Raw genomic sequence first — 23,584 nt, 5'->3', positions numbered from 1 at the left:
CTTATACCCGATGTTTCGCTGAAAAATTCATGATAGAACTGTCATGATATAACTATATTGAATGAATAACTTTTAAATCATAAAGGTTTTGCAAATTGTTTGCAAAAAAACAGGCCTCAGAAAGAGAAACTCTCTGAGGCCCTATGATTACTGGTGATCGCGGAAGGATTCGAACTCCATTCGCTATCCCTTATTTTTACTAGCTTTTTCCTTGCTGATGTTTTGTCACTAACCGAATTACAGACTACTATGAGCAATCTCCTTTCGTAAACAGCAAATCTAATCATAAAATATTAAAAGAAATATTTATCAAGAGTTTCTTTAAAAAAGGATTCAAGAGATTTATTGCATAATAAGATACTCTCAAATACATAAGTTGTCATTTAAAAACAGTAACGTTATTTCGTAATGTCAACCTTTTCCTCAAATGCGCTGTTACCCCTTGATTTTTTTAAGTTCCCGTTCCACCCTGCTTACTGATTGATTAACAATCAGAAAAAAGTTTGTGTAACATACGTTACTGCCATCACCATAACAATAGATTAATTTTATCATTAAAATAATTATAATAAATTATACTTATATTATTATGGAAAACTCTTATGTAGAAAAGGAAAAAGTAAATCAGATGCCCCGAATCGGGGATTTTGCACCCGATTTTGAAGCTGTGACCACAAAAGGTAAAATTAAGTTCTCAGAATTTGCCAAGGATAAATGGACCGTGATGTTCTCACACCCCGCAGATTTTACACCTGTATGCACTACCGAAATGAGTGGATTTGCACAAAGAAAACCAGAATTCGACGCTTTGAACACCGAACTTCTTGGTTTAAGCATCGACAGTATCCACGCCCATTTGGGTTGGGTGCATAGTGTTAGGGAAAACACGGGTGTTTATTTCGATTTTCCGATTATTGCTGATTTGGATATGAAGGTTTCCAAATTATACGGAATGCTTCAACCCAATGAGAGCGAAACTGCCGCAGTTAGGGCGGTATTCTTTATCGACCCTTCCAAAAAAATTAGGTTGATCATGTACTATCCATTGAATGTTGGACGTAACATGGACGAGATTCTAAGAGCTTTGGAGGCCCTTCAAACTTCTGATGAGCATAAAGTAGCTATGCCATTGGATTGGAAAAAAGGAGATAAGGTAATTGTGGGTGCTCCAAAAACCTTGGATGAACTGAATGCGCGTTTGGAAGATGATTCCTTGGAAAAAGTGGATTGGTACTTGGCTAAAAAAACAATTTAATAATTTTCATCATGGGCATCTTGCATTTAAGGTGCCCTTAAAAACATTATTCTATGGAAATAAAACAGTTTGAATACAAACCCCTGGCCCACTATTCCTATGCCATTGTGGACAATGGTGAAATGGCCGTTATAGACCCTGAAAGAAATCCGATGCAGTATTATGCCTTTGCGAAGGATCAAGATGCTAAAATAACCGCGGTTATAGAAACCCACCCACATGCCGATTTTGTGAGCTCTCATTTGCAAATACACAACGAAACAGGAGCTCCTATTTATCACAGTAAAGATTTGGGTGCCGACTATGAATATGAGCCTTTTGATGAAGGCCAAAGCATTATGGTAGGTAATATCAAAATCTCAGCCTTGAATACCCCAGGGCACTCTCCTGATAGCATTACCATTGTTGCAGAAAAAGATGGAAAAACCGCACTCTTTACTGGTGATACCCTTTTTATTGGGGATGTAGGAAGACCAGATTTACGTGAAAACGCAGGAAATATGACCGCAAGGCGTCAAGAACTGGCCGAAATGATGTACGAAACCATCCAAAACAAATTCAAGGACTTACCCGATGAAGCCTTGGTATACCCTGCCCATGGCGCGGGATCCTTGTGCGGAAAAAACCTCAGCTCCGACAACAGCAGCACTCTAGGTAATGAAATTATGGGCAACTGGGCATTTCAACCACAATCGAAAGAAGAATTTGTACATACCATTTTGGATAGTCAGCCCTTTATTCCATCTTATTTTGGGTTCAATGTAGACACCAACAGACAAGGCCCTAAAAATCTGAGAACATCCCTAGCCAAAATACCCCTTCGATTAAATACAGATACGGATGGCTTAATTGTGGATGTCAGGGATGAATCCGAATTTAAAAAAGGTCACCTGCCGGGAAGCATCAACATCATGGCGGTTTCCGAAAATGATAAATTCGAAACTTGGTTGGGCTCAATCGTGGCACCAAAAGAGCCGTTTCATTTGGTTATAGGGAATCCAAAGGATTTACCTAATATCTTGGAAAGAGTATCCAAGATTGGTTACGAAACACAATTACAATCCATCATTACATTAGGTAAGGAACATTTGGTAAAAAGCGCCATTTTGAATCTGAAGGATTTTCAGAACAACCCATCTGATTATACTATTGTCGACATTAGAAACCAAAGTGAGCTATATGATGGAAAGTTTTTTGAGCAGTCAATTGCACATCCTTTGAACAAATTGAGGGATACTATGAATAAAATACCTACAAATAAGCCCATTGTGGTACATTGCGTAGGTGGCTACAGGAGTGCGGCGGGAAGCAGTATTCTAGAACGTGGACTTAGGAATACAACCATTTTTGACCTCAGTGAAAACATTAAGGATTTCATTTAAAAAATTCATTTTTACCTGTTTTATGTAACTGGGGTTACTTGATATAAACGCCATGCCAAATACATTTGATTTAAATTTTCAATGCTATGGAAACTGAAATTCTCGCTCGGATACAATTTGCCTTCACGGTAGCTTTTCATTATATCTATCCACCCCTTAGTATTGGTATTGGCCTTATTATGGTAATTATGGAGGGACTTTACCTAAAAACTGGAAACAAACAATATGAAGTTCTCACACGCTTCTGGCTAAAAATATTTGCCATAACCTTTGGTATCGGTGTGGCTACCGGAATTATAATGGAATTTGAATTTGGGACCAATTGGGCGGTATACTCTAGGTATGTAGGTGATATTTTTGGTAGTGCCTTAGCTGCTGAGGGGTTATTTGCCTTTGGTTTGGAAAGTGCATTTTTAGGGGTTTTGATATTTGGATGGAATCGGGTGTCTCCCAAGGTGCATTTTATATCGGCAATTGGGGTATTCTTAGGGTCTATGTTCTCAGCTGTTTGGATTGTGGTGGCCAACAGCTGGCAACAGACACCGGCAGGTTATCATATCGTCGGTGAAGGGTTTAATGCAAGAGCAGAGGTCACAGATTTTTGGGCAATGGTTTTTAACCCTTCAAGTGTTGATAGAATTGTTCATGTGTGGCAAGGAGCCTTTTTGGCAGGTGCGTTTTTAGTCCTAAGTGTACATGCGTATTACCTTTTAAAAGACAGATACATAGAAATCTCGAAAAAGGCATTTAAAATAGCATTGGGGGTGGCGACCGTCATCTCGTTGACACAATTGGTATCAGGCCATAGTTCCGCGGATGGTGTTGCAGAGAACCAGCCAGCAAAATTGGCTGCAATGGAAGGGCATTACGAACCCTCTGCTCCCGCAGACTTATACCTCTTTGGGTGGGTGGACAACCAAACGCAGGAAGTGACAGGTATTAAAGTGCCTGGCGGTCTGTCTTTTTTAGTGCATCAGGATTTTGAGGAGCCTGTGACGGGCTTAAATGCATTCCCTGAAGAAGATAGGCCGAGTCAGGTGAATGCCGTTTTTCAATTTTATCACATCATGATTTCAATTGGTATGTTTTTGATAGGCCTCACCCTATATGCTAGCTATCTCTGTTGGAAAGGAACACTATTTGATAAAAAATGGCTACTGCGAATTTTTGCATTCTCCGTGCTTTTGCCCCAAATTGCAAATCAGGTGGGATGGTTTGCCGCAGAGATGGGCAGACAGCCATGGATTGTCTACGGCCATTTAAGAACAAGCGAGGGTTTTTCCCAAGAAGTTTCTTCCAATCAAATACTATTTTCGCTGATACTGTTCCTTGTGGTCTATACCCTACTCTTTCTATTGTTTATGTATTCTTTGAACAAAAAAATAAAACAAGGACCCTACGATGAAGCTAAAAATGCATTAGAAATTATTTAAATAGAACAATCAGATGGAAACTTTTTTAGGTATAGATTATCCAACGCTTTGGTACTTAGTAGTGGGTCTTTTGTTTTCGGGATATGCCATTTTGGAGGGGTTTGACTACGGTGCCGGGGCATGGCACCTGTTCTTTAAAAAAGACTTAAGCCGTCGTATCGCCATTAACGCCATTGGACCTTTGTGGGACGCCAATCAGGTATGGCTAATTATTGGTGGCGGGGCCCTGTTTGCGGGATTTCCGGTAATGTATGCCACTATGCTATCTGCCATGTACATTCCTTTTATGCTCTTCTTAATGTTGCTGGTGTTACGTTCTGCCGCCATAAAATTCCGAAGTGCGGAAGAAATGAAATGGTGGCGAAAAAGCTGGGATATTATTTATTTCACATCCAACATACTGATTGCCTTTTTATTGGGTGTTGTCCTGGGAAATATATTAAAAGGATTTGAAATTGGTGAAAATTTTAGCTATCAAGGTGGTATTTTCTTCTCTTTCCTAAATCCCTACGCAATTATGGTCGGCTTAACAACATTATCAATATTCATGACGCAAGGCGCTATTTTTTTGTTGTTGAAAACCGAAGGACGTTTGCACGCCAGATTAACGTTTCTACTTAAAAAAGGCATGATTTTCTTTATACTTAGTTTTGTATTTACATCGTTTTATACACTTATCTATCTTCCTGGTGTAACCGATAATTTTAAAGCAAACCCAGTTTTCTTCATTTTACCAATCTTGGCTTTTTTGGCCGTTGCCAATGTACCTAGACTCGTATCCAAAAAGAAATATGCGCTTGCCTTGGTGTTTTCATCATTGACCATGGCTTTTTTATTAATGTTGGTTGCTTTTCAGCTATATCCTGTTTTGTTACCGTCAAGCATAGACCCAGAACATAGTGTAACTATATATAATGCTGCCTCATCTCAGAAATCACTTGGTATTATGTTGACTATTGTGGTTATAGGAGCACCTCTTTTAGCTGGTTATTTTCTTTTTTTATATAAAACTTTCCATGGTAAGGTTAAATTGGATGATACAAGCTATTGATTCAGCCTCAAAATTCAACACCTCGTATTTCTTATAATAAACAACACCCATTGTCATATTCCATAGTTGGTCCGCAAAGCAACCCCTATGAACAGCTTGTTCATGGGTAACATAGGTTACTGTGCACGCAGAACGGTTCATCTATATTTATTGAAAATAATATAGCAGTGTCTAAAATAGTAATCTTAGGAGCAGGTATTGCAGGGCATGTAGCCGCTTCTCACTTACGCAGAAAACTACCCAAAGAGCATGAGGTTGTCGTTGTTTCACCAAACAGCAATTACCAATGGATCCCATCCAATATTTGGGTGGGAATCGGTAGAATGAAACCAAAGGACATCTTGTTTCCATTGGCACCCTTGTATGCAAAAAAGCATATCGATTATAAACAGGCTAAAGCCATAAGTTTTTACCCGGAAGGAGATGCAGAGGAGGTAAAACCTTACGTGCTGGCAGAATACATAGCAGGGGCAAATAAAGGAACCACGGAAAAAGTGACGTATGACTATCTGATCAATGCCACCGGTCCAAAACTAAACTTCGAGGCCACCGAAGGACTTTCCCCTGGAAAGAACAAAACACATTCGGTTTGTACCTATACCCATGCCGATGAGGCCTGGAACGCATTGAATGATCTGATTCAACAAATGAAACAAGGAAAACAATGCAAAATACTTATTGGAACAGGTCACGCAAAAGCCACCTGTCAAGGCGCAGCATTTGAATATATTTTAAATGTAGAGCAAGAATTGAGAAGGCACAAAGTGAGGGACATGGCCCAGATCACTTGGATTTCCAATGAATATAATTTAGGAGATTTTGGGATGGATGGTATGTTGATGAGTTATGGCAGTAATATCATGAAATCCAGTGAGATGGTAGAAATGATCTTTGAAGACAGGGGAGTTTCTTGGATTTTAGGTGCTGGGGTCAATAAAATAGAAAATGGGGTAGCCCATTACGAAACTTTGGAAGGCGATTATAAAACGGAAAGTTATGATTTTGCCATGCTGATCCCTTCATTTTCGGGTCATGGTTTTAAGGCCTACAATAAGGATGGAGAAGATATAACGAACAAACTTTTTAAAGGTTTTATGATCGTGGATGCAGATTATACATCAAAACCCTACGAAGAATGGAGTGTACAAGATTGGCCAGAAACCTATCAAAATCCATCCTATCCGAATATTTTTGCTCCAGGCATTGCCTTTGCACCGCCTCACAGCATTTCCAAACCAAGGAAGAGCAAAAATGGGACAGATATCACACCTGCTCCTCCAAGAACCGGAATGCCATCGGGTATTACGGCCAAATTGGTTGCAGATAACATTATCGAGATAATCAAACACTCCAATAATGAACTGCATCACAAAGGATCAATGGGCAACATGGGTGCTGCATGTATCGCTTCTGCTGGTTTTGGTATGACCAAGGGAAGTGGTGTGAGTATCACCACCTATCCCATTGTGCCCGATTACAACAAATATCCAGATACCCAAGGCAGGAAACAAGGCAAGACTTTTGGCACCATCGGTCTTGCAGGTCACTGGCTTAAGTTGGCCCTGCACCATGCCTTCATATATAAAGCAAAAATGAAACCCTTTTGGTGGTTGATTCCAGAATAAAAAGTTATGACACGAAGAATATCCAAATACAAACGATTTCTAATGATGAACCCAATAATACAGTTCTTTAAGTTCATCTATTTAAGCATCAAAATAATGATTGTAGTAGCTGGTGGACATGGGGGTACCCGAGAGATGAATTGAACAACTATTAATAATTTCTAATTACTATTTTCTGTTCTAAATACCTGGAGGTCGTGTAGCCTTACCCCTTTTGTAGCCTTTCCTAAAAACAAGACAGATTAATTAAACGGTGGCTTAAGAAAACAAGGCTTTAATTGAAATCCATAAAAAAAGCGAGCGAAACCAGGTTTCGCGCTGCAAGCCCAAATCTTACAAAAACTAATACTACTGAGCGAGGTAACCTTTATTCAGATGCATCATTAATTGACATATTTCCGTGAAAAACACCTTGATTTTACTTAGCTGAAGCTCCCTTTCAGTGAAAAAGTATTTGTTTTCAAAATCTAAAACATATATAAAGAATTGAAGAAACCTAGATTCAAAACACCAATATTCAATTTTTAAGCTAAAAATTCCTTGGTTTTATTGGGCTGAGAGCATTTTTAAGCTAAAAATGATCTAAAAGTACTGAACTGGGCTTTTGCAAAAACCCTTAAAACATGGGTTTTTCCGAAGGAAAATGAATCAATAGCGCTGCGTCAGCACGCTATCCTCTTGCTCTTCATTTTTTCTTTGCAAGCAAAGAAAACATAAATAGCCATGTTCAACAAGATGGAACATTGAAGTATTCAATCATTGCAAATAGGTCATTGCACCCTATTCCAATTTTACTTCACGCTTATCTTTCCGAACTCTATAAAATTGAAACAGGAACCACGTGTAAAAGTAGGGGTAAGATTGGGACAAAAAATCTTGTATATCTTTGGATAGTTGATTAACCGATCAATCCCAACGACTTAAAACTTAGAATTCCTCAACTTCTCCCCGTCACGACTTGAGTCAGAAAACTTGGTTTCCAAAATTGATTCCAAGCCGCTCATATCTTCACTGATTTTTTTATCCAACACTCTAGCATACACTTGGGTTGTGGCCAATTTTGTATGACCTAAAATTTTGGAAACAGTTTCTATCGGAACCCCATTACTTAAAGTAATAGTGGTGGCGAAAGTATGTCTGGCCACATGGAAGGTTACATTTTTTGTGATGTCACATGCATCCGCTATTTCCTTTAAATAACTGTTTAATTTTTGATTGGATATTCTGGGGAACAGTTTTTCAGATACCCGTTTAGGATGATATTGATATCGTTTAATGATAGACAATGCCGGACCTACCAATGGAAGCTTAAAGCTATTTTTGGTCTTCATCCTTTTTGTGCTTATCCAATATTTTCCATCAATACCCAGCACAAGGTTATCTTCAGACAAGTCCATTAAATCACAATAGGAAATGCCTGTATAACAACTAAAAATAAATAAGTCCTTCACAATTCGTAACCGCTCAATCCCTGTAAAATAATCTTGAATTTTTTGAAGTTCCGATAAAGTCAGAAACTCTCTTTCCTTTCTTTCCATCCTGACCTTGAACTTTTGAAATGGATTTTTATCTATCCATTCATTATCAATGGCTATCCTAATCATTTTACGTAGGCGCTGAATATGCTTCATAGCGCCATTGTTTGAAAGGTTTCCATGATGGTTTATTGGATGCAGTTTGCGTAGATATGTTTCAAATCCTACGATAAATTGGTAATTGAGCTGTGATAATCTGTAATCATCACATTTATATTGCTTCTTGATATACCTTAATAAGTACTTTTGACAGGTCTTGTAATGACTAAGAGTAGCCTTGCAAAGAATATGTGCATTGTGCGTATTGTGATACTCGAACAAATTCTTTAAAGTAAATTCACTCACATCTTCTCCAAAATAGTGAGCCTTGACCATCTGTGGAGTTATATGAGGCGTTCTAGATCGAAGTTCACGATAGCATTGGAATAGTTCTGTCTCAACCTCCATAAGATAAGTGTTGATTTCCTGCGCTTTTTTAGTCCGACCCAGAACCTTCGACCCCTTTCTATCCCAAACTTCTGCCGGAATAGTATACTTAAGGCTCATGTTAGCCCTTTGCGAATCAACGGTAATTCGGGCATAGATCTTCGCGGTGTTGTCACTCCTTCGGGAAGTGCTTATCCAGAAACTGATTGAAAATGTTGACCGAGTTCTCATAGGTTTTGTATTAAATTGAACAAAAATCACCTACGAAAGTCAAATACTAAGTGGTTGTAATATAGTCAATTACACGCTTATTCGGTTAACACTTTGAAGAAAAAAATTTACTAACCGAATTACAAACCAAAACATACCAAATAAAACCAATTTAAACAAGGGTCTAAAAAAATTAAAACCTTGCAAATCAATAAGATATGCAAGGTTTTGTTTTTGTTTGAACTCTATAAGTGATCGCGGAAGGATTCGAACCTTCGACCGTCTGCTTAGAAGGCAACGGATTTATGGTTTTATGCATTTTAAAAAATATTTAAATATATTGAAAATCAGTGAATTAAAAATTATATGAATTCATATAAAACCATATAATACTTGATTTTGAGTGCAAATTGAGTGCAAATTTTTCGTATCTTCAAAATATGAAAACCAATATCACTCTTTCCATTGACACTAGGAGAAAACGAAAAGATGGCATGTGCCCAATTATTTTCAGATTGAGCCACCATCGAAAAACAATTGCCATTTCCACCGGGTTTGCCGTTCCACCGGAATACTGGAATGAGAAAAATCGAGAAGTCAAGAGAACCTATAAAGGGGTTTCGTCCGTTGCTCGTTTGAATAATCTCCTTACCAAAAAGAAAACCGAATTACGGGACGACATAAATAGCCTAGAAGAAAATAAGCGTTTAGAAGGTCTAAGTATAACCGACTTAAAAGACATTCTGACCAAAACGACAAAAAAGATTACCTTCTTCGAATATACCCAACAACTCATTGACGAAATGGAAGAAGCTAACCGTTTTGGCAATGCCAGAGCCTATAAGAGTGTATTGGGAGCCTTAAAGAATTTTCATGGAAAGAAGAATTTACGATTTGAGGAAGTAAACTATACTTTTCTCAAGAAGTTTGAGACTGCTCATTTAAAGAAGGGGAACAGTATCAACGGGTTATCGACCTATATGCGCACAATCAGGGCTGTTTACAATAAGGCCATACATCAAGGCATAGTATCAGCTGATAACTATCCCTTTAAGAAGTACAAGATAAAATCACAGCCCACTGCAAAACGAGCCATTAGCAAGAATAAAATCAAGCGCGTTCTAGATTTAAAGCTTGCACCGGATTCCCCGCTTTTCCATACACGAAATTATTTTCTCTGTTCATATTTGATGAACGGCATTTCCTTTATTGATATGGCCTTTTTGAAAGTAGGCAACATCATTGATGGCAGAATCCAATACCGAAGACAAAAAACAGCCAGACCTTATGACATAAAAGTAACCGAACAATTGTCCTCAATAATTGGCTACTATTTAAAGGACAAGAAAAAATCGGAATTTATCTTTCCAATTGTAAGAAGGGAAGCCTTACAGGATCAATACTATGATGTACAATGGGAACGGAAGCGATATAATAAAAGGCTCAAAGAAATCGCCAAACTGTGCGACATTGAAGAAAAACTAACAAGTTATGTTAGCCGTCATTCAATGGCAACAAATCTTATCCTCAATGACGTACCCATAAATGCACTGAGCAAAATGCTCGGTCATAGCAAACTCCAGACCACTGAGATCTATATTAAAAATCTTCCAACCCATATTATGGACGAATATCAGGAAAGACTGGAAATCTGACCATTTTTTCCGATATTGGTCATTTAACCAATCCATCGATATGCAAGTCGTCTGTCTACAAGAAGAAGCTTTTTATGCCCTGTTTGAAAAAGTAATCGAGCATGTGGAGGCCAAAAGAAGGGACAAGCCAGATAAATGGATCGACGGCGAGGAGGCCATGCATATCCTCAGAATAAAATCCACGACCACTTTACAGAAGCTAAGGGACGAAGGAAAGATCAGATATTCCCAGCCCCAAAAGAAAATAATACTCTATGACCGTGATTCCTTGAACGACTATCTTGAACTTCACGCCCGTGAAACCTTTTAAATACGAGTATGGAAAACAAAGTTGACAAAAAATATATTAGGGAATTCAATCTTGGCTACGAGATGGCCAAGGAACTGAAATTAGAAAGGCCCATGCTTCAAGGTCAGGATATTTCCCAGGCACCTCCAGATAATCCGGTGCATGCAGGCATGTTTCAATATTTTAAGGAAGTGGCCCTATCTAAGAGTAAGGACCTTGGGAAGTCTATAGATTCACGTAGCAATCCATTAAAAGAGGAGGGCAAGGAAAAAGACAAAAATAAAGGCAAAGGTTTGTCTCTATAAACCAGCCTTCTTTTTCTGGCTAGACTATGAATATAGCTTCCAATTGAACATCAGTAAATTTTATTAAGCTTTCCTATCCCGACCTTTCTGGGTCAGTTTATATTTCTGCTTGCTGCTATTGGGCTTGTCCGGGATTGTCAATTCGATAATGCCTAGTTCGATAGCCGGTTGCAAATAGTTATATAAAAACGTTGGGCGATGTTTGACCCCAACCAATTCCATTATTTCTGCCCGTGAATATTCATCACTGTTCATCGCTTGAATAAGGCTTTCAACTTGTTCGGTGACTTGTTCGGTATCTTGTTCGGTGACTTGTTCGGTGGAGTAAACAGGTTCTGCCGAAGGAAACACCATCCGCAGAAAATTATCGGAGAACATGAAACACTCCTTACCATAAGATTGCAAGATTCTTGGAATACCCGACCCCAATTGTTCTACCAAGTCCAAATCTTTGAAAATCCGCATAAGTTCTTTGTTACGCGGAACGGAAAAACCTTCAAAAAACTCACTTTCGCTTAACCCTTCAGGTAAAGACCCAACAGAAGTGATTTCTATTCTATCCTGGAATATCTCGAACTTGGGCGCTATTTCTTTAGTGTAATCATTATGTACAAAGGCATTGATAATCGCTTCACGAAGTGCAATACTGTTCCAAAGCCTTTTTTCCAAACGCTCTTTAGACGTGATTTTCGTGATAGTTCGGTTTTCTAATTCTATCTTGTCGAGTACACTTTTAGTGGCCTTGATGAGCGATACATAACCATACTCATTGCTTTCTGCCAAATCAACCCTTGTGCTGTCTTTGTACTTGGCTACTTTTACAGAAACATTGTTTTCATCTGCCAATAGGTAACCCACATAATTTAAATCCCCTTGTGGGGTAAGGAGTTCTAAATTCCTTTTAAACTGTTTATTGAGTGGCTTCCGCTTTTCTTCGTAATAAATACGTAATTGCTCAAAACTAACATCCTGTCTATTGGCCTTTATTTTGCCAATAGAATTACGTGTGCGGGAAGCAAATAATTCTTCTATCATTTTCTGGGGCATGGGCTCAGCTGCCGTACCAATACGGAGAAAACAGCCTTTCTCGGTCATTCCGTATTTCTTTTTGAAATAAGGCTTTTCGCTTCCACTGGCAACAATGATCTTGATGATGGTTTTACCATCTTTTTCTTCTGAAACCACATCAAACAAGCCCATAGCCGAAGGTGAGATATTGTTTTTAATGCGGTCTTTTATTTTCAGCATATCGGCATCGGAGTCTGCAACGCCCAACGTTTTTCCTGTTTTATCGATACCGATATAGACCAAACCGCCTTCATGGTAGTTTAAAAATGCCACGACTTCCTTTTCTAAATCTAAGTCCTTGGTAAGTTCGGCTTTATATTCTATGCGGTTGGTTTCTGTCATTCTTATTCCAATATTAACTTCTTTAATTTAAGTTTCTTTATACCCAAAAGGAAATTAGTCTAAGTTAATATGAATATCATATGAGCTTTCATCCTCCTTTATCTCAATTGCCTTATCAAGGTAGTAGCCATAAGAATTACCGTTCATAAAAACACCCCATTTCACGGTTTTAATGAACGAAGGCTCATCTTTAATGTGAATTTTTGATCCATTGCATTCCCTAAACTCCTTTTCAAGAATGTTGAACATATTATCCTTTAGAATTTTGAATAATTGGCCTGTGTGATGAGTTATACTATTGCAATAAGGATTTGATGTATAGTACCAATCATAATTTCCATTTTCATCTGGAAGTACAACCCCTAATATTGCATTTCTTTGTTTTGTGTTTCCGCCTGTTGGCACAACCCTTAAAGAGTATGATATTTCCCACGGAATCCATTGTTCTTTTTCAGACTCCATGGTTTTCATTCCTTTGGATATGAGGACAATTGTAATACTACATTGTCGAATTCTTTTCTTTAATGCCGATTCTATTTGTTGATTGGAAAAGTCTTCAAGGCTCTCTCCATCTTTTTCGCCAAGATTAATGTTATCTGCTCCAATTTTCTCTTGTATTCTATCAACATAATCACGAACTCTCGTTTTTCTATAATTGAACTTCATTACTCCGTCGACCTCCTCGTAATAGAAATCTTGAATTTTTGCAACTTTTTCGTCTTTGTACTTATAGGAAACGAATACTTTTTTTGCCATATTTTTAAATTTTATCCATTATAAACTTTTGGAACAAAGACATATATCCATAATCCTTTTCAAACCTTGGGTTTTTGAGATTTTCAGGAACCAGAGTGTCATAAACAATTTTGGTTGCAGCTCCAGTACTTGCAACTGGTATTAATAAAACATTGGGGTGGTATTCTATGAACATCCTGTATTCATCTTCAATTCCATTCATTCCACCAATAAAAACGGCAGCAGAAAACTCATTTTCTGAAAACATTCTTTCTCTCATAAGCTTAATACTTGAAGGAATGTCACTTTGTCTTTCAGTGAAAACTATGTTTTCAAACTTGTTATTATCTTCCGGGAACCTTTCTTCAAACCATAAAGACTGATACAATTTGACGTGTTCTTGGATATTCAAATCCAGTTTTTCCATAACGTAATAGATTAAAGGAGTTATGGAAGGATGACCTCCCCAGATAATCCGATGATATGGTAATACTACTGTTGTTAATGCAATAACTGCATCTCTAATTGCAATAATGTCTGCTGTGTCAATATATTTTGCATCTCTGTTTGGTAACGGAATACTTGCGGATAGAAAAATATTTTTTATGCTTTTTGTAGCCATGACTCGAAATCTTGTTTTTTCAATGTCTTTATATCCTTTTTAAAATTGTCGTTTAACCAATCCAAATGTTTTAACCACCTATCTCGTATTCTTAAATCGTCATAGATCAATCGAATAGAAACCTCGTCATAACCCATCAACTCTTTTTTAATTTCAGCGGATTGACAGCTTGTAGATTGGGGAATGCCAATAGTAGGTATGTATATAATGTGTTCTCCGTTGGGTCTATTTTCGGTTAGAATCTTTTCTGGTTGAACGGTCACCATCCTATTGTTTTTCTCAGCAATATTCCTGAACTCTGTTATTAAGTTGTCTTGTCTTGCTGCCAAATTCCTTGCACGAACAGATTCCACTTCCTGAAGGACATTCTCCACAAATGTCTGAATAAATCTACCTTTATTATCATAAACCCCATCAATGAAATTATCTGTTTTTAACTGAATTGGATAACTTATATGAGAGGAACTATCAATATCTTTGATTTGATGATTTGGCCATACCAATTGAACAATTCCAATTTGCTTTGCACCAGCTTCTGCAAATTCTTCTTTACACCAATGGCTTTCAAGAAACCCTGGAGTGTTCAATAACACAATTACATCACAATCTGTCATTCGATGCCACAGCTCTTCTTGAAAAGGTTCACCTTTTTGAATTGAATGAGTGTCAAGAAATACATCAAAATTATTACTCTCTAACGCCTCATAAAGCTGAATAGCTATGGAAGTAGATTCTGTTCTTCTATAACTAATAAAGACCTTTCTTGTACTACGTAGTAATTCAAAAGCTTCCAACACAATATTGGCAATTCGATTTACTTCATTATTACTGTATTGAATTCCATTTTGATTTGACAGAATGATAGGAATATCCGCACGAAAATCATTATAAAAGATTGGAAGTACCATTGTTCCATCTTTTAAAAGATTTTGTATTGCATCTAAATCCTTAAAGTCACCATTTACATCCCCAAAATAAAGAGCAAATGCAGGTTGATTTCCTTTATATTCTGTCTCCAAGGAAGATGCTGGAATGACTTTAATGAACTCTTTAGGTAGATTTAGGTTTTTGAGTTCAATATCAATTTGACTCAATAATTCTTGTTTTTCCTTGACATCTGAACCTAACATGATTAGTTGGTATTTATAGTTCATAGCCTACTTCTTTTCTTTTTGTTCTACTAATAGCTGACCCCAACATTTAAAATTGCTGCAAACCAGTATAAATCTTCCGAGTTATGCTGTCTTTGATTCTGAGTGTCGAAATTGAACATGTCATAGCTCTTTCCCATTTGTTCTATCAGCTTTTTCAATAGGATTTCCTTCTATAAACAGCCTTTATCCTATCCATTTCATAAGTCTTTTCCTTCTTCATACTAAAATAGGCAAGTTTTTCTTTTATCTCATGTGATGAGTATTAAAACAACCTTCCTAAACGAATGTGCTTTTTATAAAAAGATTTTCAAAATAAAACCCAAGCCCCTGCGGAAGCCGCCCGACATCCTCAGCGCGCCCAAAAGCACAAGCGGCCTTTTGCCGCTTGCTCTTTTATCTCCCTACCCACAAAAACAGACACACTTTTCCTTTCCTTTTTGTGGTTATACAATTCCCATATCGGAACATTTAAAAATGCTTATTGTACTCATTTGGTTCCATATGAATCAATATGATTTTACTAGTTAAAATATTGATATTTAATTGATTATATTCAAAATCAATAACTTATATTTATCCGTGGAACGGATTGCAAGTTGTATTCTAAGTAACTCAGAATTGTCTACTTCTATCGAAGTGTTCCCGCTAAAAAAACAGCTAAAATGGAACAAAGGAAAAAGGGCCGGAAACGTTTGGGAAACAGGAAGCGGAACCATAACGTAATGCTGCGTTTCAACGACAGGGAATATGAAAAATTGAGATCGATCTGCGAATCCTACCATCTGGACATTTCTCAACGGGGAACCATAAGTCCATTGTTGAGAAGGTTGGTCCTGAACGGCCAACTGGAGGAAAAGGACAAGCTCCCGAACACCTCGAATATTTCCTACCATTTGAACAGGATAGGGAACAACATCAACCAATTGGTAAAACTGGCACATCATAAAAATTTGAGAAGTCCTAACACCTCTCTGGAAAACGAAATTGGGAAGACCAATGAACTCCTGTGTTCACTCATTGAGATTGTAGGAGAAAACAAATAGGATGATAGGGAGGATACTATACCGGGAAAACTGCCAAGGAATTTTGAACTATGTGTTCGGCAAGAAAGGGGTGAGTATCCTTGGTTATGGGAATATGTATTCTCAGGACATATCACAAAGATTCTTCGGGAACGTACTCCATTTTCAAGGGCAGCGCAATGCCACCAAAAACCGCTATGCCCACATCACCTTGAACCTTCCCCATTGCGAACATCTTGATGACAAAGCCTTCCATGAGTTATCGGAGGAATATATGGAACAAATGGGCTATGGGGAACAACCCTATGTAGTGGTCAGGCACAACGACACCAAGCACGAGCATGTCCATATCGTGACTACCAATGTGGACGAAGCGGGAAAGGTCATCGGGATCTTCAACAGCCATCGAAGGAACATGGCCACCCAACGCCATCTTGAAAAAAAGTATGGCCTATCCCCTTCTCCGGAGAAAAAAGAACAAAGGGAACTTCCCCTTTATAGATTGCCCCAATTACAGTCCGACATGGACCATGCACAGGGAACAAAATTCTATTTACAGGATGTGCTCAACAGTATCCTTCAAAAGCACAAGGTCCGGGGTTTTGAAGAACTGGCCAGATTGGTCAGGCCCTATCACATCGAGTTAAAACTGACGAAGAACGAAACAGGAAGGATAGGGGTCTCATATGGACTGGACAACCAAAACGGATACAGGACAAGGTTCATTAACGGTTCCACAGTACATAGAAACTTGAGCGGCCCAAAACTTCAGAAGGTCTTCAATATCAATTCCAGTTCCAAGTTGTTGCCCATGCACCGGAAACGCCTGTCAAAACAGGTAGAGACCACCTATGCCCTTTTCAAGACCATTCGGCCGAATGAACTGGCCGATGTGCTCAAGGTGTACCAGGGCATCGATATAAGACTGGACAGGAAAGGGGATATTGTTCAAGGATATACGATTTATGACAAATCGGGATATGTGTTTCAAGAAGCTGAACTAGGTAAACATATCAAGATGCGGAACCGTTTGGACATTTTTGGCAAGGGCGATTCCCCCACTGAGATGGATATCGAAAGTAAGCAGTTCAGACTGGAAATCCAAAAACTGATAAAGGAGGCTTTTTACGCATCGTATTTGAAAACCAAAAAACGAACAGGATTGTTTTCGGAGCATATGGAGACCAAAAACCTGCGGGATGTTCTTCAAGATCTGATCACATTGGAAAAGTACCGATTCTTGGAGCGATACCTTCCAAACAATCAAAAGGTACTGTTCAGGAAAGCGGTTCAAAATATGTTCCCAATTGTTAGAGACAGATTGGTCGGACTGGAAACAAAAAAGGAAAGGGAAACCCTCGAAGGCAAGTTCAGGCTTATTGGCGATATATTGGAAAAGGGTATTTTCGATGTAGGGGTCAAAGGGGGAAGCGTTCGGTATTTGTTCCAAGCATTGGGAGTGGAATACCGTGATGATCGATTGTACTTCGCGGACTCCAGCAAACATTCGATTCCTATAGCTTTGGGAAACCTACCCTCCCCCAAGGACATGGAGGAATATGTATCGACAGGTTTTGTCCGGCAGAACCATTTGCTGTTGGAAATGTTGACGGCACAAAATTCCGATAATGGTTCCAAGTTGACTGCAACTGCTTTTTTTCTGCCCATGGTCTTTCCGAAGCTTTTTGAACGGATGCATCCCGTTTACAGACAACGATACGAACATACTGCACTGGGTTCATATCTAGAGCATGCCGAACGGATGCATGCCCCTTTCGAGAGATCCGCCAAGGATTATATCTCCTTTTTTAATGCCAAAGGTTTCTATTTTGTAAAGGGGGAAAATGCGCTCGAGATCAAGTCCATTTATACGGACAAAGCATCAAGTTATGTATTGCCCAAAAGAACAAATCTTTATTTGAGCTCCACTCTAAAACTAGCCGAAATTTTTAGGGAACAGCAAGCCGTTATCAATGATTTGGAAAAGAACGGAAGGAACCATTTCAAAAACCTTTGGACAGGCCACTTGATGGAATTGGGATTGTACGATAGGGTTGCATTTATGTTGACAGCAGAAAAGGTGTACCCGAACCTACACGGTAATATCGTACAGCACCACATGGACAAGGGACTCCGACAAACCGTGCATAGGGCCATGGAAAGAAAAACCAGTATCCAACAGAACCGTTTGCTCAAAAAAGGTGTCTATTCCATTGGTTCCTTGTTGGTCGATAGAGATGGAGACCACGAGGAGGTATTTAACGGGTTCAGGGACGAGCTGACCGATTGGTCAAAACATAAGGGCAAGGAAATTTCGTTCTAAACCATACCTTGATATTTATAGTGCATAAAACAAATCTCTACTTTTTTGGAACTTTAAAGCAATACGCTTGTTTCCATAAGAAAAGTTTAGGGTTTCAACGAACCATAGGCACAACTATTAGATAATGTACAATATATCGAATCGTGACTTTACGGTAGCAAAGAAGAATCAAGTCTGAATCTCAGACATCACTTACATAAAGATTGGGAAGGCTGAGTGCATTTAATGGTAATCATACTGAAAGTCTATTGGATAGTCGATGGCCAAATCCCTGAATACAGCCAATACAATAATGCTCTCTTGGAAGGTGCCTTGAGGGTCGAGTGGGTATACCATCAAAACCAGAAGATACATTAGACTTTAAATCAATAGAAGAATTTGAAAACAAAATGAATAATTAAAACAGCAATATGTATCTTGTCTCATAATGACCTATATTTTGTTTTATAATCAGGTTGGTCTCATTAGGATATTGGAAGCTACTCAAGATCAGCTACTGGCTATTTGCAGGTTTCAAATGATATCAACGAATCAAATAGTTCGACTCATAAATGATTCAGAGTGCTGTAAGTCCGCCGTCTATAACAAGTTCAGTCCCTGTCATGAAAGAAGATTCATCTGAGGCAAGAAAGAGAATCCCATATGCAATTTCATCATATTCTGCACCTCTGCCCATTGGGGTGAATACGACAGCTGCCTTTGCAAATACTTGGGCCCTCTCCATATTCTTAGTCATGGGGGTAACTACATATCCTGGATGAACGGAGTTCACCCGAATGTTATCTCTAGCCAATTCAACCGCTGCCCCTTTGGTAAATATTCTTGATCCGCCCTTCGATGCCGTATAAGCAGTACCATTAGAAGTTCCTGTTATCCCCCCCACAGACGAAATATTGATAATTGAACCTCCCCCAACTTTACGCATAAATGGAACAACTGACTTTATCCCAATGAATTGACCTAAAAGATTCACGCCTATTACTTTATTGAATTCTTCAATTGTTCTATTCTCAAATGGTGACATAATATTTCCCAGTATCCCGGCATTGTTCACTAAAACATCTATTCGGCCATAACTATCTACGGCTTTCTTAATTACTCTCTCCCAACTCACTTCAGAACTGACATCATGGAAAATAAAGATAACCACACCTCCTGCTTTACTTATTTCAGAGGCAACTTGACTTAAAGGTTCTTCCTGTATATCGGTAATCAGTACTTTAGCCCCTTCCCGTGCGAACATTTTGGCTTCGGCTGCTCCCAGACCTCCAGCAGCTCCTGTAATTATAGCTACCTTCCCCTCCAACCTTCTAGTTGATTTTCTGTTCATAGTTGTATTATTGTATGGTAAATTCCTTAGCAACGGCCTGATAATTGCAGGAAATATTTTTGAGGAATTGTTACCATATACTCAAAAAACTGTATTTCAGATAAACATTAAATTTGAAAAATATCAGGAATAAAACGCATTGCCGAAAGTATTTACAGCACCCAACATTCTATAGGTGTTACAGTTTCTTTCGAAAATTAAAAGCCCACGGAAGAATGGGCTTTTAATTCTTAAGTGACAATAGAAAATTTCATGATTACTAATAATATATTTGAATGTTAGTATCATGCAAACGATACACTTGTGAATTTTGACGATATGAAATCCGTTTTCAACCAGGAGGATTTAAACCGATTATGAGTTTAGTATTTATATTTTTTATAAATTTTGGATGCGATAATCTTTTAACAAACAGCATATAGCAAAAATTTAATCATCATATTAATCCCACCTCATTGATAAATTCAAATTCTCCTTCAGCAATATTGATTATTTTGAATGATACATCGTTTATAAGTAGGTCATGAAGTTATTTATACAGGCCATTTGGGAGAAAAACATGGTATAAAATACAGTGGACTAAACATATAAATAAAACAAATATTATTGTATGAATCTTTCCTCAAAACACCCCCAAGTCGTAATTCTATCACCTCTGCTTATCATAATTGTAAATTTTGGGATTTCTTGGCTATTTCAACCTAGCATCGGTAAATGGGTATTTATTCCAATGATATTGGTTGGATGGATACTTTGGATATCCTTTATTCTCTTTTTTGGAAAAAAAAGTTCAATCCGAAAATGGCTACAGAAACCCAAAAGTGGTATAAAATGGGGGCTGTTGGCCATTCTCTTCGGGCTTATCCCTATACCCCTTTTTATTTTCCATTCACATACCCTTTCGGCCTGGCAAATCTGGTTACCTTGGATTCTATTAGCATTAATAAATCCCTGGATTGAGGAATTTTATTGGCGCGGACTAATCCTGGATTCTACGGCACACTGGAATAAATGGATTGCGGTATTTTACAGTAGTGCCTTATTTGCGATAAACCATATTGCATTTGGCCTTTCCTCTGAGCTTAACAACGGACCGGAAGTAGTCATTTCTACCTTTTTGATGGGATTGATCTGGGCTTTGGTTTATTTTAAAACCAAAAGCCTACGTTGGGTCATTTTAGCTCATTTCCTAGTAGATTTTTTTGGATTGTCCGCCCCAGCCTTTCTGGATTTATGGGAGAAAGGCTCCTGGTGATGATTACCAATTAAAAAACCTTCCTCTTATATTTTTCCAATAGTCACACTTCATCAACATTAAGAGGTCGGAACCAGACAAAAATAAGAGGGATTAGCTTTTTCAGCAGCCTTAATTCTATTAATTAAAAAATCGGGTGCCAATATTTTTAATTTAAGACTTTTGTCCGTAATCACCATTTTTACTTTAGCATGGGCAAAGACCTTATTTGGATTTTTTGCACATTCCAGTACATTAACCATTGTAAACATAGCGAATTGATTGTAATGCATATAACTCTTAACGCGTACAGTATCCACCCAATTCACATGGTTTTTGTATTGAAGTTCAATACTCTTAATTGGGTTAAACATATCTGTTTCCACTAATTCCTTTTTGGATATACCTAAAACATGATCCATAAAGTTAAAATTTGCTTCTTCGATCCATTGAACAAAGCGAGAATGATGAACTATCTGCAATGCGTCTACTTCACAGAACCGTGGCTTGATGATTATTTCATTTAAGAATACATTTATATCTTTTGGCATAGTGTCTTTGTTTTGTCTGACCAGGTCGCTAGGCTTATGAATTGAGATTCTTCTGCGTGCAGTATGAGATCTACATTCTGATTTAAAATACTCCTAAGCTTCTCGAAATCTCCAATTAATATTGATTTTTTAACTTCAACATTGCATAGTTTTCTAACGAATGTAGACCACAAATCAGAGGTCTCTCTGAAATCGGAGGCAATTGACTTCAAATCTTGATCTTCTATTATTGATGCAGCTTCGGAAAGAAATGAACTGTACAGCCTTCTACCAAATCCACCCCCGCTCAGGAAACGTTCAAGCACATAGATTAATTCAAGACTGTTTAAAAGTTGTTCTTTATCCATATTCGGATTCCAATTGGATAAACCTTCATGGAACTTTCTGATTGCAACAATTCCATGAGTGTGATTACCTCTTTTATTAAGGAATCCATTGGTTACTTTTTCAATAGCAAAACGGATTGTCAATTCATTTTTGTGTGCCTCCATTGAAGGATTCTGAATGGTATAGAAAGTGCCGTTGCACAATTGCATCGGATCTTTTGAACTCCTAGTAAATATTTCATCACAGAACCAAATCAGTTTAAAAATTTTGAAATCCAGTGAAATGGGTTTCGGGCAATCTGTTTCAAAAAAAACAACACTCCCGTCTTCAATAGAAGTAATGGACACATAATGAAATCCAACATTGGAAGGCCACCATTTGAATTCATTTATCGATTTGCCTGATAAAACGTGAACCAGTAAAGGTCTGTTCAATGCGACATTGACTACTATACCTTGTGAAAGGTATCCTTTAATGGAATCTAGTATGCCAATGTCATCTCTTTGAAATTTTCCCCGGGTCAGGTAGACTCCAAACACAGTACTAAGTCCTTCTAAGCTTTGATCAGTAAGCCCTGCAAGTGTATAAAAAGGGATTCTGCTTTGAATCGGATCGCCATAGACCATGGTAAGACACCCCGACAGACCGACCATCATTCCATTTGAAACATTGTATTCGAAACAGGTTGCCAATGTGTTTCGAAATGTTGTCATCCGGCAGTCGAAACCAGAAATATATTTAAGACGATATTTTTCGGTTAAATCCATTTATTTCAAAACATGTCTTTTGGACGAATAGTCCTTCATACTCAAATAAAATTCAGGAACATCAATCTTAGGGTAATTGAAAATTTCACTGCATTGATCATTGAATTCCTTTAAAGAGACCTTGGCATTGGTGAACATCAAATAAGTATATAATTCCAAAGGCTTTGAATACTTTTTCACAAAATAGACGGCGTTTCTGGTCATTGATCTCATGATCTTTTCGGAATCACGCTCATGATCTAAATGATATAAATAGCAATTCTCATTGTAATCTGCCTCAACACCTGAGCGAAAAAATCTGTAACATAAATCCGCATCTTCCGGCCCCCAACCAGTAATATTGGTATCAAAAAATCCTATATTTTTAAAGTGTTTTTTAGGTATACATAGATTTCCACCCGTTACAACAGCCCACCATACGCTGGGTTTAAATTCTGTGTACCTCTGTCTAAATGCATATAAAGATTTAATTCCTTCAAAGAAAATATGGTGTGCCCTCAATTTATCAAACTCAGTATAATTAGGTTGAGCATTGGAGAGTAATCCCTGAATAATAAATGGCGAAAATTTTTTATCGATATTTACAAGATTACCAATATGGATCTTATCAGGATTTACACGAACAGCCGCATCAAGATTTATCAAAAACAAAGGATGAAAAATGACGTCATCATCACAAAAAATAACATACTTTCCATTGCACTTCTCAATACCATAATTGCGAGCAGCAGTCAGACCTGAATTCTCAATGTAGTGGTACATCAAAGGATAGTATGGATAAAGTGTTTTCAGATATTCCAATGTTTCGTCTGTTGAGCCATCTACAACAATTTGCACTTCAAACTCTACATTCCTGGTCTCAAGAAATTCAAGATTGGCCAATACTGCTTTGAGCGACTCAACTTTATTATAAGTACAAATTAGAATACTGTACATAGTGCCG

22 protein-coding genes are annotated in these 23,584 nt (G+C 38.0%); 12 read left to right on the top strand and 10 right to left on the bottom strand.

Annotation, left to right across the window (positions count from 1 at the left end; genetic code table 11):
* Positions 1 to 589: 589 nt before the first annotated feature.
* From FG28_RS14985 to FG28_RS20850, 6 genes are all read left to right on the top strand, one after another.
* Positions 590 to 1,255, top strand: coding sequence for a peroxiredoxin (locus FG28_RS14985; RefSeq protein WP_036384211.1), 666 nt, complete (start codon positions 590 to 592; stop codon positions 1,253 to 1,255).
* 53 nt (positions 1,256 to 1,308) lie between these two features.
* Positions 1,309 to 2,637: an MBL fold metallo-hydrolase gene (locus FG28_RS14980; RefSeq protein ID WP_036384210.1), complete on the top strand. Its 1,329-nt coding sequence runs from the start codon at positions 1,309 to 1,311 to the stop codon at positions 2,635 to 2,637.
* 86 nt (positions 2,638 to 2,723) lie between these two features.
* A complete protein-coding gene (locus FG28_RS14975) occupies positions 2,724 to 4,070 on the top strand; it encodes a cytochrome ubiquinol oxidase subunit I (protein WP_036384208.1) in 1,347 nt (448 codons plus the stop codon).
* Positions 4,071 to 4,083: 13 nt separating this feature from the next.
* Positions 4,084 to 5,121: a cytochrome d ubiquinol oxidase subunit II gene (gene cydB, locus FG28_RS14970; protein ID WP_036384206.1), complete on the top strand. Its 1,038-nt coding sequence runs from the start codon at positions 4,084 to 4,086 to the stop codon at positions 5,119 to 5,121.
* 167 nt (positions 5,122 to 5,288) lie between these two features.
* Positions 5,289 to 6,746, top strand: a complete 1,458-nt coding sequence (locus FG28_RS14965; protein WP_036384204.1) for an NAD(P)/FAD-dependent oxidoreductase — start codon at positions 5,289 to 5,291, stop codon at positions 6,744 to 6,746.
* A 6-nt stretch (positions 6,747 to 6,752) separates the two neighbouring features.
* The gene (locus FG28_RS20850) at positions 6,753 to 6,890 is read left to right on the top strand and encodes a hypothetical protein (protein ID WP_197062611.1); all 138 of its coding nucleotides are present in this window, start codon (positions 6,753 to 6,755) and stop codon (positions 6,888 to 6,890) included.
* Positions 6,891 to 7,666: 776 nt separating this feature from the next.
* Here FG28_RS20850 and FG28_RS14960 read toward each other — a convergent pair.
* The gene (locus FG28_RS14960) at positions 7,667 to 8,938 is read right to left on the bottom strand and encodes a site-specific integrase (protein WP_036384201.1); all 1,272 of its coding nucleotides are present in this window, start codon (positions 8,936 to 8,938) and stop codon (positions 7,667 to 7,669) included.
* Positions 8,939 to 9,357: 419 nt separating this feature from the next.
* Between FG28_RS14960 and FG28_RS14955 the strand changes: the two genes are divergently transcribed.
* The 3 genes from FG28_RS14955 to FG28_RS14945 are packed head-to-tail and all read left to right on the top strand — an operon-like array spanning position 9,358 to position 11,166.
* The gene (locus tag FG28_RS14955; protein WP_036384199.1) at positions 9,358 to 10,572 is read left to right on the top strand and encodes a site-specific integrase; all 1,215 of its coding nucleotides are present in this window, start codon (positions 9,358 to 9,360) and stop codon (positions 10,570 to 10,572) included.
* 40 nt (positions 10,573 to 10,612) lie between these two features.
* Complete coding sequence (locus tag FG28_RS14950; protein WP_036384197.1) at positions 10,613 to 10,882, top strand: helix-turn-helix domain-containing protein; 270 nt, start codon at positions 10,613 to 10,615, stop codon at positions 10,880 to 10,882.
* A gap of 8 nt (positions 10,883 to 10,890) precedes the next feature.
* The gene (locus FG28_RS14945) at positions 10,891 to 11,166 is read left to right on the top strand and encodes a hypothetical protein (RefSeq protein WP_036384195.1); all 276 of its coding nucleotides are present in this window, start codon (positions 10,891 to 10,893) and stop codon (positions 11,164 to 11,166) included.
* A 63-nt stretch (positions 11,167 to 11,229) separates the two neighbouring features.
* On the opposite strand, the gene FG28_RS14940 is transcribed toward FG28_RS14945, so the two are convergent.
* The 4 genes from FG28_RS14940 to FG28_RS14925 are packed head-to-tail and all read right to left on the bottom strand — an operon-like array spanning position 11,230 to position 15,063.
* A complete protein-coding gene (locus tag FG28_RS14940; protein WP_036384194.1) occupies positions 11,230 to 12,576 on the bottom strand; it encodes a Fic family protein in 1,347 nt (448 codons plus the stop codon).
* A 54-nt stretch (positions 12,577 to 12,630) separates the two neighbouring features.
* Positions 12,631 to 13,332 (bottom strand): TIR domain-containing protein, encoded by a 702-nt coding sequence (locus FG28_RS14935; protein ID WP_036384192.1) that lies wholly within the window; start codon positions 13,330 to 13,332, stop codon positions 12,631 to 12,633.
* A 4-nt stretch (positions 13,333 to 13,336) separates the two neighbouring features.
* On the bottom strand, positions 13,337 to 13,933 hold the full coding sequence (locus FG28_RS14930; RefSeq protein ID WP_036384189.1) for a hypothetical protein: 597 nt from the start codon (positions 13,931 to 13,933) through the stop codon (positions 13,337 to 13,339).
* Entirely contained in the window at positions 13,915 to 15,063 is a 1,149-nt protein-coding gene (locus FG28_RS14925; protein WP_197062610.1) for a toll/interleukin-1 receptor domain-containing protein, read from the bottom strand. The genes FG28_RS14930 and FG28_RS14925 overlap by 19 nt, the downstream gene beginning before the upstream one ends.
* A 686-nt stretch (positions 15,064 to 15,749) precedes the next feature.
* Here FG28_RS14925 and FG28_RS14915 point away from each other — a divergent pair.
* Entirely contained in the window at positions 15,750 to 16,130 is a 381-nt protein-coding gene (locus tag FG28_RS14915; RefSeq protein ID WP_036384186.1) for a plasmid mobilization protein, read from the top strand.
* A gap of 1 nt (position 16,131) precedes the next feature.
* Positions 16,132 to 18,432: a relaxase/mobilization nuclease domain-containing protein gene (locus FG28_RS14910; RefSeq protein WP_036384184.1), complete on the top strand. Its 2,301-nt coding sequence runs from the start codon at positions 16,132 to 16,134 to the stop codon at positions 18,430 to 18,432.
* A 222-nt stretch (positions 18,433 to 18,654) separates the two neighbouring features.
* Here FG28_RS14910 and FG28_RS21050 read toward each other — a convergent pair whose 3' ends face one another.
* Positions 18,655 to 18,786 carry a hypothetical protein gene (locus FG28_RS21050; RefSeq protein ID WP_262491875.1) on the bottom strand — a complete coding sequence of 44 codons (132 nt, stop codon included), beginning with the start codon at positions 18,784 to 18,786 and terminating at the stop codon, positions 18,655 to 18,657.
* Positions 18,787 to 18,988: 202 nt separating this feature from the next.
* Complete coding sequence (locus FG28_RS14905; protein WP_036384182.1) at positions 18,989 to 19,762, bottom strand: SDR family NAD(P)-dependent oxidoreductase; 774 nt, start codon at positions 19,760 to 19,762, stop codon at positions 18,989 to 18,991.
* Positions 19,763 to 20,603: 841 nt separating this feature from the next.
* On the opposite strand from FG28_RS14905, the gene FG28_RS20845 reads away from it, so the two are divergent.
* Positions 20,604 to 21,017, top strand: coding sequence for a CPBP family intramembrane glutamic endopeptidase (locus FG28_RS20845; RefSeq protein WP_197062609.1), 414 nt, complete (start codon positions 20,604 to 20,606; stop codon positions 21,015 to 21,017).
* A 59-nt stretch (positions 21,018 to 21,076) separates the two neighbouring features.
* On the opposite strand, the gene FG28_RS20215 is transcribed toward FG28_RS20845, so the two are convergent.
* Genes FG28_RS20215 through FG28_RS14885 form a run of 3 tightly spaced genes read right to left on the bottom strand, consistent with a single transcriptional unit; the run spans position 21,077 to position 23,577 of the window.
* On the bottom strand, positions 21,077 to 21,547 hold the full coding sequence (locus FG28_RS20215; RefSeq protein WP_051947388.1) for a thioesterase family protein: 471 nt from the start codon (positions 21,545 to 21,547) through the stop codon (positions 21,077 to 21,079).
* Positions 21,532 to 22,641: a DUF4872 domain-containing protein gene (locus tag FG28_RS14890; protein WP_036384178.1), complete on the bottom strand. Its 1,110-nt coding sequence runs from the start codon at positions 22,639 to 22,641 to the stop codon at positions 21,532 to 21,534. Before FG28_RS14890 ends, FG28_RS20215 begins: the two co-directional genes overlap by 16 nt.
* Entirely contained in the window at positions 22,642 to 23,577 is a 936-nt protein-coding gene (locus FG28_RS14885) for a glycosyltransferase family 2 protein (RefSeq protein WP_036384176.1), read from the bottom strand.
* Between the last annotated feature and the right edge of the window lie 7 nt (positions 23,578 to 23,584).

The organism is Muricauda sp. MAR_2010_75 (genome assembly GCF_000745185.1).
Lineage (GTDB): Bacteria > Bacteroidota > Bacteroidia > Flavobacteriales > Flavobacteriaceae > Flagellimonas.
The sequence above is the reverse complement of the archived record's forward strand: the minus strand, read 5'-3'. Positions and strand labels throughout refer to the sequence as shown.

Excerpts from the sequence above, each read along its gene's own strand:
- FG28_RS14950 (WP_036384197.1), top strand. The coding sequence starts at position 10,613 with ATGCAAGTCGTCTGTCTACAAGAAGAAGCTTTTTATGCCCTGTTTGAA.
- FG28_RS14930 (WP_036384189.1), bottom strand. The coding sequence starts at position 13,933 with ATGGCTACAAAAAGCATAAAAAATATTTTTCTATCCGCAAGTATTCCG.
- FG28_RS21050 (WP_262491875.1), bottom strand. The coding sequence starts at position 18,786 with ATGTATCTTCTGGTTTTGATGGTATACCCACTCGACCCTCAAGGCACC.
- cydB (WP_036384206.1), top strand. The coding sequence starts at position 4,084 with ATGGAAACTTTTTTAGGTATAGATTATCCAACGCTTTGGTACTTAGTA.
- FG28_RS20850 (WP_197062611.1), top strand. The coding sequence starts at position 6,753 with ATGACACGAAGAATATCCAAATACAAACGATTTCTAATGATGAACCCA.
- FG28_RS20215 (WP_051947388.1), bottom strand. The coding sequence starts at position 21,547 with ATGCCAAAAGATATAAATGTATTCTTAAATGAAATAATCATCAAGCCA.
- FG28_RS14955 (WP_036384199.1), top strand. The coding sequence starts at position 9,358 with ATGAAAACCAATATCACTCTTTCCATTGACACTAGGAGAAAACGAAAA.
- FG28_RS14885 (WP_036384176.1), bottom strand. The coding sequence starts at position 23,577 with ATGTACAGTATTCTAATTTGTACTTATAATAAAGTTGAGTCGCTCAAA.
- FG28_RS14910 (WP_036384184.1), top strand. The coding sequence starts at position 16,132 with ATGATAGGGAGGATACTATACCGGGAAAACTGCCAAGGAATTTTGAAC.
- FG28_RS14890 (WP_036384178.1), bottom strand. The coding sequence starts at position 22,641 with ATGGATTTAACCGAAAAATATCGTCTTAAATATATTTCTGGTTTCGAC.
- FG28_RS14940 (WP_036384194.1), bottom strand. The coding sequence starts at position 12,576 with ATGACAGAAACCAACCGCATAGAATATAAAGCCGAACTTACCAAGGAC.
- FG28_RS14945 (WP_036384195.1), top strand. The coding sequence starts at position 10,891 with ATGGAAAACAAAGTTGACAAAAAATATATTAGGGAATTCAATCTTGGC.
- FG28_RS14915 (WP_036384186.1), top strand. The coding sequence starts at position 15,750 with ATGGAACAAAGGAAAAAGGGCCGGAAACGTTTGGGAAACAGGAAGCGG.
- FG28_RS14925 (WP_197062610.1), bottom strand. The coding sequence starts at position 15,063 with ATGTTAGGTTCAGATGTCAAGGAAAAACAAGAATTATTGAGTCAAATT.
- FG28_RS14985 (WP_036384211.1), top strand. The coding sequence starts at position 590 with ATGGAAAACTCTTATGTAGAAAAGGAAAAAGTAAATCAGATGCCCCGA.
- FG28_RS14975 (WP_036384208.1), top strand. The coding sequence starts at position 2,724 with ATGGAAACTGAAATTCTCGCTCGGATACAATTTGCCTTCACGGTAGCT.
- FG28_RS14935 (WP_036384192.1), bottom strand. The coding sequence starts at position 13,332 with ATGGCAAAAAAAGTATTCGTTTCCTATAAGTACAAAGACGAAAAAGTT.
- FG28_RS14905 (WP_036384182.1), bottom strand. The coding sequence starts at position 19,762 with ATGAACAGAAAATCAACTAGAAGGTTGGAGGGGAAGGTAGCTATAATT.
- FG28_RS14960 (WP_036384201.1), bottom strand. The coding sequence starts at position 8,938 with ATGAGAACTCGGTCAACATTTTCAATCAGTTTCTGGATAAGCACTTCC.
- FG28_RS14980 (WP_036384210.1), top strand. The coding sequence starts at position 1,309 with ATGGAAATAAAACAGTTTGAATACAAACCCCTGGCCCACTATTCCTAT.